Origin of the sequence: Streptacidiphilus sp. MAP12-33 (assembly GCF_041261265.1) — a bacterium.
Classification (GTDB): Bacteria; Actinomycetota; Actinomycetes; order Streptomycetales; family Streptomycetaceae; genus Streptacidiphilus.
In genome coordinates this window covers 67,149-80,757 of the sequence record NZ_JBGCCA010000033.1, presented here as the reverse complement: position 1 = coordinate 80,757, position 13,609 = coordinate 67,149, and the positions used below count along the sequence as shown (strand labels likewise).

Here is a 13,609-nt window from a genome sequence, read left to right as displayed (position 1 = left end):
ACCCAGCTCTCAACTTCCTTTCACTGCTTGGAGATCCATGCCGAACACCCTGACCCGACTGGACGAACGCCTGGAGGCCGCCGCCGGCGACTCGCTCCCCTCTCTGGCCGCCAACGAGGCTCGCGCCGACGCCGCCACCGCCCGGCTCGTCGAGGCCCACCGCGCCCTGGTGGCGGCCGAGACCCGCGTCTCCTTCCTGCGCGTGAAGCTGATCAACGTCGCGGCGGCGCGCCGTCGGGTGGATGACGCTGTCCTCGATCAGCTCGACGCCCAGCTGGAGGCCCTGGAGACCGCTGCCGACCAGCGCGACCAGCTGGAGGCGGAGCTGCTGCTCCTGATCCAGGCCCGTGAGGAGGAGGCCGAGCAGGCCGCCGAGCGCGAGAAGGCTGCTGCGAACGCCCCGGCCCGGTCGGTCCTGGTCATCCAGGGTGCTCCCCGGCGCCGATGAACAAGTCGCACGTGGCCTTCGGCTGGGACTTCGACGCGGGCGAGTTCGCCGTTATCCGGGGTCAGCCCTCACAGGTCGCCGGGGAGATCCTCTACCAGGCCGGCTTCTGGTGCCGCGCACCCGAGGTCGAGGAGAACGGGTGGCGCCAGCGGCCCGGCGTCGAGGCGCACGACCAGATCCAGCATGCTGCCGACGCCCTGCGCGCCCTGATGAAGGCCGGCGTGCCGGTGGCGAACTGGCACAGGCCGGAGCAGCCCTCGCTGCAGGTTCTGCTCTATTACGAGTGGCTCCAGTCAGCCGTCCCGTTTCCCGACGCCGACCTGGCCGCCGTGACGGCTCGCAGTGTCGCGGAACTCGAGTTGGGCGCCGGGCTCGCGGATCCGCTCAGTCGGGAGATCGCGACCGACGTCCGGGACGGCCGGATCGTCGTCGAGGCGATCCAGAGGTTCGACGACGACCACTGGTGGCTTGCCCGGCTCAGCGAACAGCTCGACCAGCAAAGGCCGTTCGTGATGATCCGCTACAACTCGCGCGACCGGTACCTGTCCGGGACCGACCGCTGGAACCCCTCCTACGGAGACCTGCCGCGCAGGGACTTCCGCGCCCTCTACCAGCGCGACACCACCCTTCCCAACCCGGCCAGCCTGCGCGCCGCCGCCGCACTCCGGGCTCCGCGTGCGCGGATGAGCGCAGCTCCGTCCGTCGCGCCGCCGCGTGTGCCCCCGGAGTCGCCCGGGGCGCCCCGCAGCCGCTGAACCCTAAGCCCACGGAGCCAACTCGTGCACAAGGATGCCGAATCCACCCACCCCTCCCGCGTCACCTTCCGGCGGTTCCGGGAGGCCGGCGTCACCGCCACGACAGCCAGCCGGGACCAGGCGGTGCACCAGGCGCTCAAGGACGCCGGATTCGCACTCGGCCTCCCCGCAGCCCCCGAGCGCTACTCGCTCGCAACGCGGGACGCGGAGCAGCAGAACCGCGCCACCGACCGGGCCATCGCCGCGCTGGGCTTGCTCGGCGTCGAGATCGCCGTCCGCAACACCCCACCCGGCCGCGCGAACGCCGCGCGCACCGGGACCGGCCCCACCCGCGTCGTCGCAGCGCCCGCAGCCACGGCCGCCACCGACCAGGCGCCGGTCCGGACGTCGGCCCGCCGCTGAACCTCTCCCTGCCCAGCCTCCAACAGGAGTAGCGCATCAACCCCCACCACGTCGCCATCGCCCGCGATCCGCAGTACGGCATCGCCGCCTCCCTCGGCGCCGACAGCAACCCGGCTGCCCGCGAGGTCCTGCTCCGCGCCGGGTTCCGGCCGCTCGCCGACGGCCGCCTGACAATCGACGCCGCCCCCGACGAGCAGAACCTCTTCCTCCACGTACGGCAGACCGTCGCCTTCCTGCGCCACAGCGGAGTCCAGGTCGAGGCTGCCCCGGAGTTCGACTACACCCCCGCCAGCAAGCCCTCGCTGCCGAGCCCGGCCCAAGCTGCCGCCGGTGCGGACGCCGTCGTCCATGTCGGGCCGCCTGCACCGGCCCTGGCTCACGAGGTCGCCATCGGTCGACACCCGCAACTGGGCATTGTCGCCCGTATCCCCTTCGTCCAGCCGCACATGAGGCCGGCGCTCGCCGAGGCGGGGTTCGTGCGCACCTCCCCGACCTCCGACCTGTTCGCCCTCGACGAGCCGGAGCACGAAGGCGACCACCGTGCCACCCGCGCGGTCGCCCAGCTGCGCAACCAGGGTGTGCGTGTAGCGACCGACCTCGCTTTCGAGCCGCTCGGTGGCCCGTACGTGCCGACCGACCCCTTCACCACCAAGCTCATCGCCGCCATGGACCGCACCCCGCCCTCCCCAGCGCCGAGCCCGGTCCCAGAGCACACCGACCCGTTCGCCACCCGCCTCATCGCCCCCCAGGACCGGACTCCTCCCGCGCCCACGCACACTGCTGGCCAGGCCGACCCGTTCGGCACGGTCGTGCACGCCGGGCCCAGCGCCCACGACCGCGGTGCCGACGCACTGCTGCACGACCGCGTGGCGATGACCAACGAGGTCGCCGCGAGCCTGCGCTCCATCGATGCCCAGCTGCGCTCCGACCCTGCCGGTGTCGACCTCTCCCGCGTGGAAACCGTAATCGCCCAGGCGGACACCGTCCTGGCCGGCAACAGCCGGGACCTCGCTTCCGTCGCCGCCCGGCCAAGTCCGGCCAACCCTCGCGCCCGCGCCGCGCTCGCTACCGGCGGCCGGGTCCGCTCCACCGCCGCCCTCCACTCGCAGAGCGCCGCTTCCGCCGCAGCTGCCGTCCCCGCCGTCGACCCCCGCATCCAGTGGGCCGCCGGACACTCGAACTCCCGTTAAGGAACGCAAACTTGGCCGTCAAGAAGATATGGCCCGTAGAGCACTCCTGCGGCCACAGCGTCGACCACGACCTGTCGGAACGTCCCGCCGACAAGCGGGCTGGCTTCGCCCGCTGGCTGGCGGAACGTTCCTGCAAGGAGTGCTGGCTGGCCGAGCGTCAGTCGGACACCGCCTCCCGCGAAGCCTGGCTGGCCGAGCGTCGTGCCGCCGAGCAGCAGGCCGCCACCGAGTGGGCCGAGCAGTTCCGCATGCCCGCCCTGGACGGCCCGCCGAAGGCTGTGCCGTGGGGCGAGCGATGCCGCCACCAGCTGGTCACCGGCGCCTACCGGGTGCTCGTCGAGGAAGGCGGCATGGACGAGGCCGACTGGCAGGAGACCGAAGACCAGGTGCGCCTGCTCGACAAGGCCACCTGGTGGATCGACCAGCGCGACGCAGCCCCCGGCGACCTGCCCGAGCTGGTGGCCGCCGCCCACGATGCCCGCACCACCGAGAACCCGTACTGAGCCCCAAGGTGACCGTGTACCCGGTGATCTCCCGCTACTCCTCGGCTCAGGACCTGATCGCCGGCCTGGCCACGGCGGCAGCCAACCGGGGGCAGCCGTTGCGGCTGTTGGACGCCTGGCGGCCGGTTCCCGAACTCGCCGTGCTCAACCAGCACGAGTTCGTCGCGGAGCTGACCGCCCACCTCCCCCGGGCATCAAGTCCGGCCCAGACGGTGAGGTCCCGGGTGGTGTGGCAGTGCACACTGCGCACCGACCCGGACCGGGCCCCGGTCCCCGACCACCGGCTCGCCGAGGTCGCCCGGCGGATCCTGGCCGCCACCGGCATCGCCGCACCGGACGACCCCGCCGCCTGCCGCTGGGTCCTCATCCGCACCGACCCGCACGAGGCCCGCGTCGTGGCCCCGCTGGCGCGCGTCGACCAGAGCCTCGCCGAGACCTCGCGCGACCGCTCCCTTGCCCTGGCCGTGTGCCAGCTGGCCGAGCACGAGGACCGCAACCCCCGCTTCACGGCCGCCCGTTCGGCTCCAGCCTCGCGCGGCACCGTCGTCGCCGCACCGCGGGCCGCGGTCCCGCAGGCCGCGGCCCGCCCCATCCACCGTTCCCCGTAGGAGCCCCGTGCCCATCGACCCCACCGTCGCCCTTGTTGAGGCCGCGGTCGCCCGCGCCAGCGAAGCGCTACGGCAGATCGAGAAGCTCGCCCCCGAGCTGACCGCCGAGGACGCCGCCCACGTCGTTCAGTGGGTCGGGCTTCGACCCGGACCAGCTCACCGGCTCGCGGGCGCCATGACCGCTCTCGGCAACCAGCTCGGCGCCGAGCTGGGCGACCACCCCGAGGTCTGGGAGCCCGTCCTGGACGCGGGCGCCCGGTTCGCCGCCACCGGGTACCGCGCCGCAGCCCCCGTCGCCGATCTCCTCGACGGAGGCGCCCGCCACCGAGCGGCCACCACCGCCTCCCCGGCCATCCGGGTAGCTGGCCCCGGGCCGCAGGTCCAGGCCGCGCCCGCCGCCGTCCCGCACTCCCGCATCGTCGAACCTAACCACCGATGACCCGCCAGCCGTCGACAACTCCAGCTGTCCCCATGCTCGTCCAGCCCCGCTACTTGGCCGGGGCCGGCGATGGGAGCATCATCTTCGGCCTCCTCGTCAACCGCCACGCCTGGCCGCACCAGCGCGATGCCCGCACCGGAGCGCTGACGGCCACTAGCTGGTGCGGGCGGATCGAAGTCGCCGCCGAGCCCGCGATCTGGCACCTGTGGCGCGTCAGCGTTCGGCGTCACCCCACCGACCGCGCGCCGCTGTGGCAGGCCACGTTTTCCAAGGAGACGCCCGCAGAGATCTTGAGCGCCTTCGTCGGGGCCGAGCACACCCCTCGATGTCGCACCCTGCTACCTCACACTCGACCTCGTCATGGACTCCGCCCGCTACAGCCACCGCCTGCTCGGCCTGGACGACGACACCACCGGGCAGGTGTGGCAGAACCTCACCCGCGGGAGTGTGCCGGCCGTGCCCATCGCGGACCTGCGCTTCACTAACGAAGACCTCTACGCCGCAGCCGGCACCATCGCCGCCCACATGATCGCCACCACCGACGACCCCTCCGGAATCCTGGAGGGGTTCCACGGCGAACCGATCTCCAGCCGCGCCGACGAGGCGACCTCGCAGCGGTTCTGGGACCAGCACCCCGACCACATCGCACAGCCCGCCTACGACGAGATCTGCCGACGGTTCACAGCCGTCCACGACTCGTCGGGTGACCTCTTCGCGCCGGGTATGCCCCAGCCCCCTGTCCTGGTCTCCGCAGCTCCCGCCTACCTTGCTGGGCCAGGCCACAACACGGCCACCATCCCGGCGGCCCCGCTGCTGGCCGCCCGGTGGAGCCGCGTCGAGGTCCCGTCCGGTGACGTCTACCTCAGCCCATGCGGCCGGATCCGTACCACCGCCCTCCATTCGGCAGCCGGTACGAGCTGGAGCACGGCCTACACCGAGCGGGCAACCGGCGACCAGCTGTGGCACGTCACCGCCGACGTGCGGACCCCCGCCGAGATCACCGCCGCGATACACGAGGCACTCGCCGCCAGCCAGGCCACCGCACCGGCTGACCTGCGTTACCCAGCACTGTCCGGCGGCCTTGAGCCCCTGGCCGAGGCCGACTGGTTCATGGACAGCGTGCCGGGTCACATCGTCTGGACCGCGCCCGACGCTGAGATGGCCTCGGTCGGCCGCACTACCAGCGTGTCCGCGCTCGCCGAGGGCGCGAACCCCCACTGGCGGTTCAGCGGAGGCGACCTCCAACCCGGTGGCCAGGGCTGGTACATCGAGATGGCCGACCGCGTGCCCCGCCCGATGCTGACCGCCGTCGCCACCGCGCTCACCAACACCGATCCCGTGGCCCGGCTCGCCCGGCAGATCCCCCAGGAACACCGGGTGTACATGGACATCGTCCCCCTGGAGTGGCGGGCCGCCGCACCCGCCGGCGACCGCGCCGCCGCCGCCCGCCGACGCCCCTCGACGGCAAGACGGTCACGGCCAGTGGGCCTCTGCCCGCCGAGGCGTCCCGACCGCAGCTGCCCGCGCCCCGCCGGCGGACACCATGACCGGCACCTGGGGAAGGCTCGCCGCCGACCGCGTCGCCGAACTGCGCGCCACCGCCGAGCGCTACGGTGACCACCAGACCGCCGAGCTGTCCGACCTGGACCTGCTGAACGAGGCGTACGAGCGCGTCCTGCGCGAGCAGATCGACACCCGCGACGGGTACGACTGTGCCACCGGGCGCCGCGGTGTACACCGGCCTGGAGCTGGCCGAAGACCGCTACACCGGCCGGGACGGACCGGACGGCTCGAAGCCCGGCAGGGTAACGATCGCCGAAGCGTTCGCCGAGGTCGCCGCCGAGATGTGCGCGGAGGCCAGCCTCGACCCCCGCCGCTGGCAGCCGAGGATGGCTATTGACGTTGGCCCCAACAGGAAACCATCATCCAGGCGATGTCGGTGAACTCCGGTTGGTCCAGATGCTCGATGGCCCGGTTGATCTGTTGTTCGGTCATCAGCCCAGAGGTCATAAGGGCGGGGATTGCCTGGGAGAAGCACTGCCTCCAGTACGCGTCCTCCAGTTCGTCCCGGCCGCATGCCGACAGCTCGGCAGACATCTTGAGGTTCGTCAGTCTGGCTTCGGCCATGACTCTAGGGATGCGTCTTGCCCAGGAGTTGTCGGTGCCGTGTGTCTGGGCCAGCAGCTTCTCGCAGGCGAGGAGGAGGGCCGCGAAGTCGGGGTAGGGGGATGCTTGGGCCGGGAGGTAGGAGGGGTCCTCGATTACCAGCCACCCACCCGGCTTCAGCCAGCTTGACATGCGCTGCACCACTATTTCGGGATAGGGGAGATGGGTGAGCACCGCTCGTGCGTGGACGAGGTCGAGAGAGTTGGCGGGGAAGTCGGTCGTCGTGACGTCCTGTTGCGAGACAGCCAGATTGTCGGGCCGCGGCATGGATTCGAGGAATCGGGTGTCCAGGTCAGTAGCGGTGATTTGTCCCTCGGGGCAGCGATCCGCCAGCCACCGGGCGACGGAGCCGGTTCCCGCGCCGACGTCGACACACGTCCACGACCGGGTAAGGGGCAGGCGTTCGAGGATGCGGATGGTGCCGGGGTCGCACAGTTTCTCCAGGAGGAGCAGTCGCTCGTGTTCCCCGGCCGTACTGTGGCCCAGCAGCCCCTTCGCGTAGGAGTCGTTCACTGCCTCACCGCCATGGGGCGGGGCAGGGGGATGCGTAGCCTGTTCGCCGACACGGCTGCCTCCGTTGCTCGCCGACGCTGGCCTTCATGCCTGCTGGCCGATGTCAGTCATGGGGCTGGCCCACTCCTGCATGAGTGCGACCAGGCGGCCGCAGTAGGACCGCTCTGCCTTGAGGTACTGCCTGTCCTCGGCGCCGAAGGACCAGGCGATGGCGTTCATTTCCTCGTCGTCGCGCGACGGTGCAGCGCGGAAGAACTGCTCCAGCCGGTCTCCGATGGTGGGGAACCGGCCGACGGGGAGTTTGAGGGCGTAGATGCCGATGCGCTCGATCTTGCCTGTTGCGGCCGTCATGGTGACGGAGAGGGTGTAGCCCGAGGGGGCGGTGAATTCCCGCATGTCCTCCAGCACGGCGGCGGCCGGCAACTCGGCGCCGGTGAGGCTTAGGAAGTTCCGCGCCTGCGCTGGCGAGAAGCCCTCGGTGGTGCGGAAGTACAGGTTCACCGTCTGGTGTTGGTAGTCGACGGCTGCATGCCGTACCCAGGTCAGGCCCAGCCTGTCGAAGGTGGCCTCGTGGCGGCGGATTCCCTCGGGCACTGTGGGGACCGCGAGGAGGTCGGTGACGGGTCGCATGCCCCCCAGGAACACCCACGTCTTCACGAGCCCGGCGGCAGCGTCGAAGTCGCACAACTCGGCGGAGTCCGCGTACAGCCCGCTCCATGTCTCGATCAGCTGGGTCACGGGATCGGTGGCGTTCAGGAGACCCGCCCTTGTCGCGATGGCGACGGTGTCGGTGGACCGGCGCTCGTAGAAGCGGTAGTTGAGGGCGCCGGAGGGTTTGCTGGTGGTGCGCCACAGGACTGCTCCGTTGTGGAATCCGGCGGCGAAGGTGTCGAGCATGCGGCTGGTTGTGTCCGAACAGTAGTCAGCCCCGATGGCAGAGGCTGTCGCTTGGATGTCGGCGAGGAACTGGTCGGATGAGAACTGGAACGATCCAGGCATGTTTCCTCCACTGCGGTGAGTCGATCTTCCTCGCTCAGCGCGACAGACCACCGAATGGTCCGGGCCCGGTTGCGAACGCGTGCTTCTGTGTGGGTGCGTGCCCCGCGCAGGAGGTCTCTCGCGGAGACGCTCAAGCGTGCGGCTCCGTGCCGGGGGCCGTGGTTCACAAGAAGAGGTGGCGGTCCAGAGCGTCGGAGAACTCGCCCGCGCAGGTCACTTCCAGGCGTCCGCGGAGCGGGTGTCGGAAGTACAGGACGGTACGCCCGCCGGCTCCTCGGTCCTCGTGCGGGTTGTAGCCACCGCCGTCGGGCACCATGCCGAGCCTCCCCACCATCAGGTGGGCCAGGCGGTCCAGGGTCTCTGGGGCGGGGGTCCGGACGAGCAGTGCCAGGTGGCGCTCGTTGCCTTCGCGCCTTTCGCGCGCGGCCACGATGTCGACGAGCCGAGTGGTGGGCAGGCAGAACACTTCCAGGTTGGGGTGCCTGTCCTTTCGCGCGTGGAGGATCCAGACATCCAGGTCCTCCACGCGCAGGGGGTAGCGGGCGGCGAGGCGGCCGCGGACTACGACGCTGGGGACTGCTGGAGCGCAGGCCCAGCCCCACGCGGTCAAGCAATCGCGGACCTCGTCGACTGTGCGGGGGAAGACGAGCGTGGCCACGTGGTCGAAGGCGCAGTGAATCGCCAGTTCCGCCACGGCATCCGGATCGGTGCCAGGGCTGTCCAGCTGTTGGAGTAGCACGTCCCTCCCGCCGCGCGCCGCCTGCTGCACGAGCCGCTCCAGTTCCGCGCTGTCCGCCGCGTTCAGCGCGCCGCCGCGAACCGTCGTCACCGTCGCGCTCGATACTTGCGACTCATTTCATCGCCGCTTCGATGATGGCGATGTCCTGTTCCGTCGTTCCGCCGCTGACTCCGACGCCAGCGATGACCTTGCCATCGTCCGTGAGCGGCACGCCGCCGCCCATCGCGGTGTAGCGACCGCCGGCGATGGTCAGGAGTGGATAGAGATCCGCGCCGGGTTGGACGAGGGGGACGAGGTCGGCGGTACGGATGCCGACGAGCGCCGACGTGTAGGCCTTCCGCTCTGAGATTTCAAGCGCGAATACGGGCGCTCCGGGCATGCGGTGGACGAGCACAACGTTGCCGTGGACGTCGATGACGGTTACCGCGACGGGTACGTTCTGCTTCACCGATTCAGACTGGACGCGGTCGGCGATTGCCTTCGCGGTGGTGAGCAGGTCCATGGTGTGGTGCTTCCTTTCAGAGTGCGAGATAGGCGTTGGATTCAGCGCTCGCCCTTGGGGCCGAGCTGTCCCACAGAGAATCCGAGTCGATCTTCGGTGTCGCCGGGCTTCTGGAGTCCTTGCGCCAGTAGGCTTTTGACTCGGTCCTGTGCCGCTGGGCGCTTGACGGAGGCCATGCAGGCATCCCAGCCCGCTCTGATTTCGACGTCGGGCGGCAGGCTGGCCTCGTTCACGAGGCGCTTGGTGTTGGCGATCGCCCACTTGTCGAACGAGGCGATCCGGGTGGCCAGTGCGTCGACGAAGCCGTCCAGTTCGGCATCCGGCAGCGCACGGTTCACGTAGCCGAAGAGTTCGGCATCGGCGGCTGGGATGTCGTCCGCGCCCAGGAGTACTTCGAGGGCGCGTGCCCGCCCCATGACCCGCGGCAGTCGGGCCATTGGCCCTCCACCGGGGACGACGCCGGCGCCCACCTCGAAGTGTGAGAAGAGTGCTTTCTCGCGGCTCGCGAAGCTCATGTCGCAAGCGAGCAGGAGCTCACTGCCGTTTCCGGTGGCCCGCCCCCGGATCAGCGCGATCGAAACGAACGGGGCACGCGTCAGGCGCACCAGGACATCCGGCCACGCCTCCAGGCCGGTCGGGCCCTGCGGAATGCTGGTCAGATCGTCGAAGTTCGCGAGGAAGTCGGAGTGGTTCAGGAACACGCCGTCAACGGCACTTTCGAAGACGACCACCTTCACTCGGTTGTCGTTCTCCAGCGCCGTAACGACCTCTCGGATCTGCAGGACGAATTCCGGGCCCATGAGATTGAGCGGCGGGTTGTCGAGCGCCACGCGAAAGTAGGAATCGGTGACTCGGTTGAGCCTGACTTGCGCGGCCTCGGTTGCTGGGGCCCCGTCAGTGGTACTCATGATGATCTCCGAGAAGTGATGTTGACTTGATGGGGTTGTTCCTTCTCGCCGGGGACATCGCGCCGGCTCTGTTGAGGCACGCGGGTTGCCGATCGTGCGGGCGCGGAATTCGCTGCGGCGCGGTCATCGGTGCGAACCAGGCCGGTGTGCGCGCTCGTGTCGTCGAGCCTTGCGCTTGGACACCGCGTGTTGTCATGCAACTGCGTTGGGCGCAAAGGGGCGGGCTTTCAGCGCGCCTGGCGCAGGAAGTCCACGACCAGATCGGTCGTGGTCTGGGGCTGCTCTTCGGTGATCCAGTGTCCGCAGTCCGGGATGATCGCATGTTCGACGTTGTCGGCGACACACCTGAGTACATCGCCGATTCCGGGGCCGAAGGTGGCTTCTCCGCCGAAGGCCAGGACTGGCATCTGGAGTTTGCCCTGCGCGAGGAACTTCGCGTTGTCGGCCGCGTCCTGGGTGAACGCCAGGAACTGGGCGAAGCTCGCTCGCATGGCGCCGGGCTGCGCGTAGAGCGCCGCATAGTGCTCGCGCTTCGCTTCGTCGAACCGCTCTGGGACCGCGGAGAGTTCGTTCCAGAAGCGGTCGAGGTAGATGCGCTCGCGCCCGGCGACCAGGCGCTCCATGTCGTGACCGCCGAAGCCGAAGTGCCACATGGTCGGGTCCTGCGTGATCTGGTCCCAGGGGCCGATGCCGGGCAGCGGCGCGTCGATCGCCACCCATCGGCTCACGCGCTCGGGGTGCGTGGCGACAGACGCGAAGCCGACCATGATGCCGATGTCGTGCGTCACGAGTTCGATCGTCCGCACGCCCAACGCGTCCAGGACGCCCCACACGTCGGCTGCCTGGTTCTTCTTGGTGTAGCCGCCGTCAGGCTTCGACGAGAGTCCCAGCCCGCGCAGGTCGGGCGCGATCACCGTGTGGTCTTCGATGAGTGTGCTCGCCAGATGACCCCACATGTCGCCGGTCGTGCCGAAGCCGTGCAGCATGACGACCGCCGGGCCCTGTCCGCCGACGCGTACGTGGATCGTGGCGCCGTTGGTCTCGATCTCACGCGTTTGCATACCGGCCGGGAAGGGGTGAATGCCGTCCTGATGCCTGTTGTCGCTCATCGTTGTGCTCCGGATTGTGAGAGAACGTGTCTCCGGCCGCGACGTCGGTCGGGGGCAAATCAGCAGACGCCGTGCGGGTCAACACCACTTGGGGACGCAAGTCCAGCGGGAACCTGCAAGGGTTTCGATCACCGCAGGCGCTGTCATCGGTGTCGGGTGCACCGTCGTCGTCAGGATTTCGGGAGGGGTAATCCTGGTGAACTCCGTCCCGCATTGGCCCGACCAGCACGTACCGGATCGCGGCACGGTCAGCTGGCCGGCGGCGGGGAGACATAGGGGAAGTAGTCCAGGAGCGGCACCGGCTTGAGCCCGGAGGAGAAGTCCTGGTTCACGATCATCTTGATGATGTTGGACCCGATGTCCTCGGACAGGCCCTTGCCGTTGTGAAGGCCGTGCCAGGGGTTCCAGTCGGCCTCGGTGCCGGGGGTGAACCGGATGACGTTCGGGAGAAGGGTGTCTGCCGCCCACGCGCCGTAGGCCCGTGCGGTGGGGTAGTGGTGGGGGTGGTTGCCGTAGGTGTTGCCGGCTTGGACGACTGCCGCGATGTTGTCCCTGACCTGGCCCCAGATTCCCGAGGCCGGATCGGTTGCCGGGTCGGCGGGCCGGCCCACGAGGTCGTCGGTGGGGACGGTGGCGTTGTAGTCCACGTGCGCCGAGCCGTTGGCGAAGTCGAAGAAGGTGGTCATGTTGGGCTCTGCGGCGCGCTGGACCTGGACCCAGATGTTGTGCCCGGTGTCGAAGTACGCGGTGGTCGCCCAGAAGTGAAACCGGTCGCTGCCGGTGATCTCGACGGGCAGTTCGAGAACGTAGGACCGGACGGTGGTGCCGGCGAAGAAGTCACTGGGGGGACCGGCCGCGGCGAAGTCCGGGAAGGTGCCGTCCTTCAGCGCGGTCGTCGTGGCGATGGGGTAGGGCACGAAGTTGACGAACGGGTCCGTGCGCTGCCCGGCGAACAGCCTGATGCCGTTCAGGCATTCGACGACCTGCCCGACGGGAGCATTGGGGGGTGTGATGATGGTGCCCGAGGCGCTGCGGTCCGTGGCAGCCTTGCCGGTCAGCTGCTCGACTTGCACGTACTGCGTGCCGTCGGGGCCGATCGGGAAGGTGGCGCGGAAGGTAATGTCCTCGACGTAGTCGCCGTCCGTGTCGATCTTGAGCTCGTAGTAGCCTGCGGGGTTCCAGGGCTCGCCTTTCAGCGGCGAGGTGTTGACCCCGATCACCGTGCGCGGGTCGTCGTTGCCGCAGGCTCCGGCGAAGCAGTAGGCGTCAGTGATGTCCAGCGTTTCATCGGCGGGGTAGTCAAGGTGATGAGACATTGCGCGCCTCCTAGAGGGTCGAGGTGTTGCGGGAGTACGGATTGAAGGAGAACGGCTGCAGGGCGAGCGTGTAGAGGCGGTCGCGGTACAGGGCCTCGGTCATGGCGCCGAACTCGCCGTGGAGCGACAGGAAGGGGAACTTGCCGGCGTCCCAGGTCACGCGGTCGGCCCTGCCGTTGGCGTGGATGAGTTCGTACCAGCCCTCGGTGAAGCCGCTCAGGATCGCGGTGCGGGTGGGTGCGCCGCGCTCGGGGACGGTCGACGCGTCGACCATGGTGCCGTCGGCCGCTGTCATGCGCGGCCAGGCGGACTCGGCCGAGGTCAGATGCGGTCGGCGGTAGTAGTCCTGGATGGACGCGGCTTTGATGCCCGCCGGCAACACCAGGCGGGTTCCCGCAGCCAGCAGCGGGGCGTGGTATCTGCGCTCCGTTCCGCGCAGCAAGTCGCCGGTAGCCGTCGGGGCGCTGCCCGGCTGCGGCGCCGTGACGGCCGCAGCAGAGGTGGCCGACCCGACGCTGTACAGGACAGGCAAGACGGCAAGCCCACCCAGGAAACCGCGCCGACCCAGCGCTCCTGGACTCACACCCTCCACGCGCTGGAGCTGCGCATGCTCTTGTCTACCTCTGACGACGTTCACTTACGTTCCTCTCGTGCGGTGGTCGGACGACGCCGGCGGCTGCCCGTGGGCGTCACGAAGGAGAAGATATTCGACCGGTCGTCTACTTAGGTCCCGACACACCGGCGAGCCTGCCGATCGGGGCATCGGCCGCTTCCTGCAGGGTGGTTGAAGGTTCTCGCCGGTGCACCGGCAGGTTCAACGCTCCCCCCGCCATCGCGCTGTCGCCACGATCCGCTTCCTTCCACCTGATAGACGCAGACTTCTACCGCAGCTCACGGCCCCCTGTGGCTTGTCCGGATGCAGACAAGAATCCTGCTATCGAGTGACGGCACCTCAGGCCGGCGCTGCCGCAGGTACTGCGTGGCGGGCTTGCGGGGTTGCATGTCGGCACCG

General features: G+C 69.5%; 16 protein-coding genes and 1 pseudogene. 9 read left to right on the top strand and 8 right to left on the bottom strand.

Going from position 1 to position 13,609, the window contains the following annotated elements; all coding sequences use genetic code 11:
• The first annotated feature begins 37 nt into the window (after positions 1–37).
• From ABH931_RS28745 to ABH931_RS28705, 9 genes and pseudogenes are all read left to right on the top strand, one after another.
• Complete coding sequence (locus ABH931_RS28745) at positions 38–448, top strand: hypothetical protein (protein WP_370119372.1); 411 nt, start codon at positions 38–40, stop codon at positions 446–448.
• Positions 445–1,203: a hypothetical protein gene (locus tag ABH931_RS28740; protein WP_370119369.1), complete on the top strand. Its 759-nt coding sequence runs from the start codon at positions 445–447 to the stop codon at positions 1,201–1,203. The genes ABH931_RS28745 and ABH931_RS28740 overlap by 4 nt, the downstream gene beginning before the upstream one ends.
• 24 nt (positions 1,204–1,227) lie before the next feature.
• Entirely contained in the window at positions 1,228–1,605 is a 378-nt protein-coding gene (locus ABH931_RS28735; protein WP_370119366.1) for a hypothetical protein, read from the top strand.
• A 476-nt stretch (positions 1,606–2,081) separates the two neighbouring features.
• Positions 2,082–2,795, top strand: coding sequence for a hypothetical protein (locus ABH931_RS28730; protein WP_370119363.1), 714 nt, complete (start codon positions 2,082–2,084; stop codon positions 2,793–2,795).
• 11 nt (positions 2,796–2,806) lie between these two features.
• On the top strand, positions 2,807–3,298 hold the full coding sequence (locus ABH931_RS28725) for a hypothetical protein (RefSeq protein WP_370119360.1): 492 nt from the start codon (positions 2,807–2,809) through the stop codon (positions 3,296–3,298).
• Between the two features lie 8 nt (positions 3,299–3,306).
• Positions 3,307–3,906 carry a hypothetical protein gene (locus ABH931_RS28720; protein WP_370119358.1) on the top strand — a complete coding sequence of 200 codons (600 nt, stop codon included), beginning with the start codon at positions 3,307–3,309 and terminating at the stop codon, positions 3,904–3,906.
• Between the two features lie 7 nt (positions 3,907–3,913).
• Positions 3,914–4,345: a hypothetical protein gene (locus tag ABH931_RS28715; protein ID WP_370119355.1), complete on the top strand. Its 432-nt coding sequence runs from the start codon at positions 3,914–3,916 to the stop codon at positions 4,343–4,345.
• Positions 4,342–4,644, top strand: a pseudogene (locus tag ABH931_RS28710) (DUF317 domain-containing protein); the annotation flags it as partial. The gene ABH931_RS28715 and the pseudogene ABH931_RS28710, both read left to right, overlap by 4 nt.
• Before the next feature lie 61 nt (positions 4,645–4,705).
• Positions 4,706–5,962 (top strand): DUF317 domain-containing protein, encoded by a 1,257-nt coding sequence (locus ABH931_RS28705; protein WP_370119353.1) that lies wholly within the window; start codon positions 4,706–4,708, stop codon positions 5,960–5,962.
• Between the two features lie 276 nt (positions 5,963–6,238).
• Here ABH931_RS28705 and ABH931_RS28700 read toward each other — a convergent pair whose 3' ends face one another.
• From ABH931_RS28700 to ABH931_RS28665, 8 genes are all read right to left on the bottom strand, one after another.
• Positions 6,239–7,024, bottom strand: a complete 786-nt coding sequence (locus tag ABH931_RS28700) for a class I SAM-dependent methyltransferase (RefSeq protein WP_370119350.1) — start codon at positions 7,022–7,024, stop codon at positions 6,239–6,241.
• A gap of 84 nt (positions 7,025–7,108) precedes the next feature.
• Positions 7,109–8,023 (bottom strand): aromatic prenyltransferase, encoded by a 915-nt coding sequence (locus ABH931_RS28695; RefSeq protein ID WP_370119347.1) that lies wholly within the window; start codon positions 8,021–8,023, stop codon positions 7,109–7,111.
• A gap of 163 nt (positions 8,024–8,186) precedes the next feature.
• Positions 8,187–8,852, bottom strand: coding sequence for a hypothetical protein (locus ABH931_RS28690; protein WP_370119344.1), 666 nt, complete (start codon positions 8,850–8,852; stop codon positions 8,187–8,189).
• Positions 8,853–8,874: 22 nt separating this feature from the next.
• Positions 8,875–9,264: a heme-binding protein gene (locus ABH931_RS28685; RefSeq protein ID WP_370119343.1), complete on the bottom strand. Its 390-nt coding sequence runs from the start codon at positions 9,262–9,264 to the stop codon at positions 8,875–8,877.
• Positions 9,265–9,305: 41 nt separating this feature from the next.
• Positions 9,306–10,172 carry an enoyl-CoA hydratase/isomerase family protein gene (locus ABH931_RS28680; protein WP_370119340.1) on the bottom strand — a complete coding sequence of 289 codons (867 nt, stop codon included), beginning with the start codon at positions 10,170–10,172 and terminating at the stop codon, positions 9,306–9,308.
• 227 nt (positions 10,173–10,399) lie between these two features.
• Complete coding sequence (locus ABH931_RS28675; protein ID WP_370119338.1) at positions 10,400–11,281, bottom strand: alpha/beta fold hydrolase; 882 nt, start codon at positions 11,279–11,281, stop codon at positions 10,400–10,402.
• Positions 11,282–11,529: 248 nt separating this feature from the next.
• Positions 11,530–12,597 carry a hypothetical protein gene (locus ABH931_RS28670; RefSeq protein WP_370119337.1) on the bottom strand — a complete coding sequence of 356 codons (1,068 nt, stop codon included), beginning with the start codon at positions 12,595–12,597 and terminating at the stop codon, positions 11,530–11,532.
• 10 nt (positions 12,598–12,607) lie between these two features.
• Positions 12,608–13,129 (bottom strand): hypothetical protein, encoded by a 522-nt coding sequence (locus ABH931_RS28665; RefSeq protein ID WP_370119335.1) that lies wholly within the window; start codon positions 13,127–13,129, stop codon positions 12,608–12,610.
• Positions 13,130–13,609 lie beyond the last annotated feature (480 nt).

Excerpts from the sequence above, each read along its gene's own strand:
- ABH931_RS28685 (WP_370119343.1), bottom strand. The coding sequence starts at position 9,264 with ATGGACCTGCTCACCACCGCGAAGGCAATCGCCGACCGCGTCCAGTCT.
- ABH931_RS28670 (WP_370119337.1), bottom strand. The coding sequence starts at position 12,597 with ATGTCTCATCACCTTGACTACCCCGCCGATGAAACGCTGGACATCACT.
- ABH931_RS28705 (WP_370119353.1), top strand. The coding sequence starts at position 4,706 with ATGGACTCCGCCCGCTACAGCCACCGCCTGCTCGGCCTGGACGACGAC.
- ABH931_RS28680 (WP_370119340.1), bottom strand. The coding sequence starts at position 10,172 with ATGAGTACCACTGACGGGGCCCCAGCAACCGAGGCCGCGCAAGTCAGG.
- ABH931_RS28695 (WP_370119347.1), bottom strand. The coding sequence starts at position 8,023 with ATGCCTGGATCGTTCCAGTTCTCATCCGACCAGTTCCTCGCCGACATC.
- ABH931_RS28740 (WP_370119369.1), top strand. The coding sequence starts at position 445 with ATGAACAAGTCGCACGTGGCCTTCGGCTGGGACTTCGACGCGGGCGAG.
- ABH931_RS28745 (WP_370119372.1), top strand. The coding sequence starts at position 38 with ATGCCGAACACCCTGACCCGACTGGACGAACGCCTGGAGGCCGCCGCC.
- ABH931_RS28675 (WP_370119338.1), bottom strand. The coding sequence starts at position 11,281 with ATGAGCGACAACAGGCATCAGGACGGCATTCACCCCTTCCCGGCCGGT.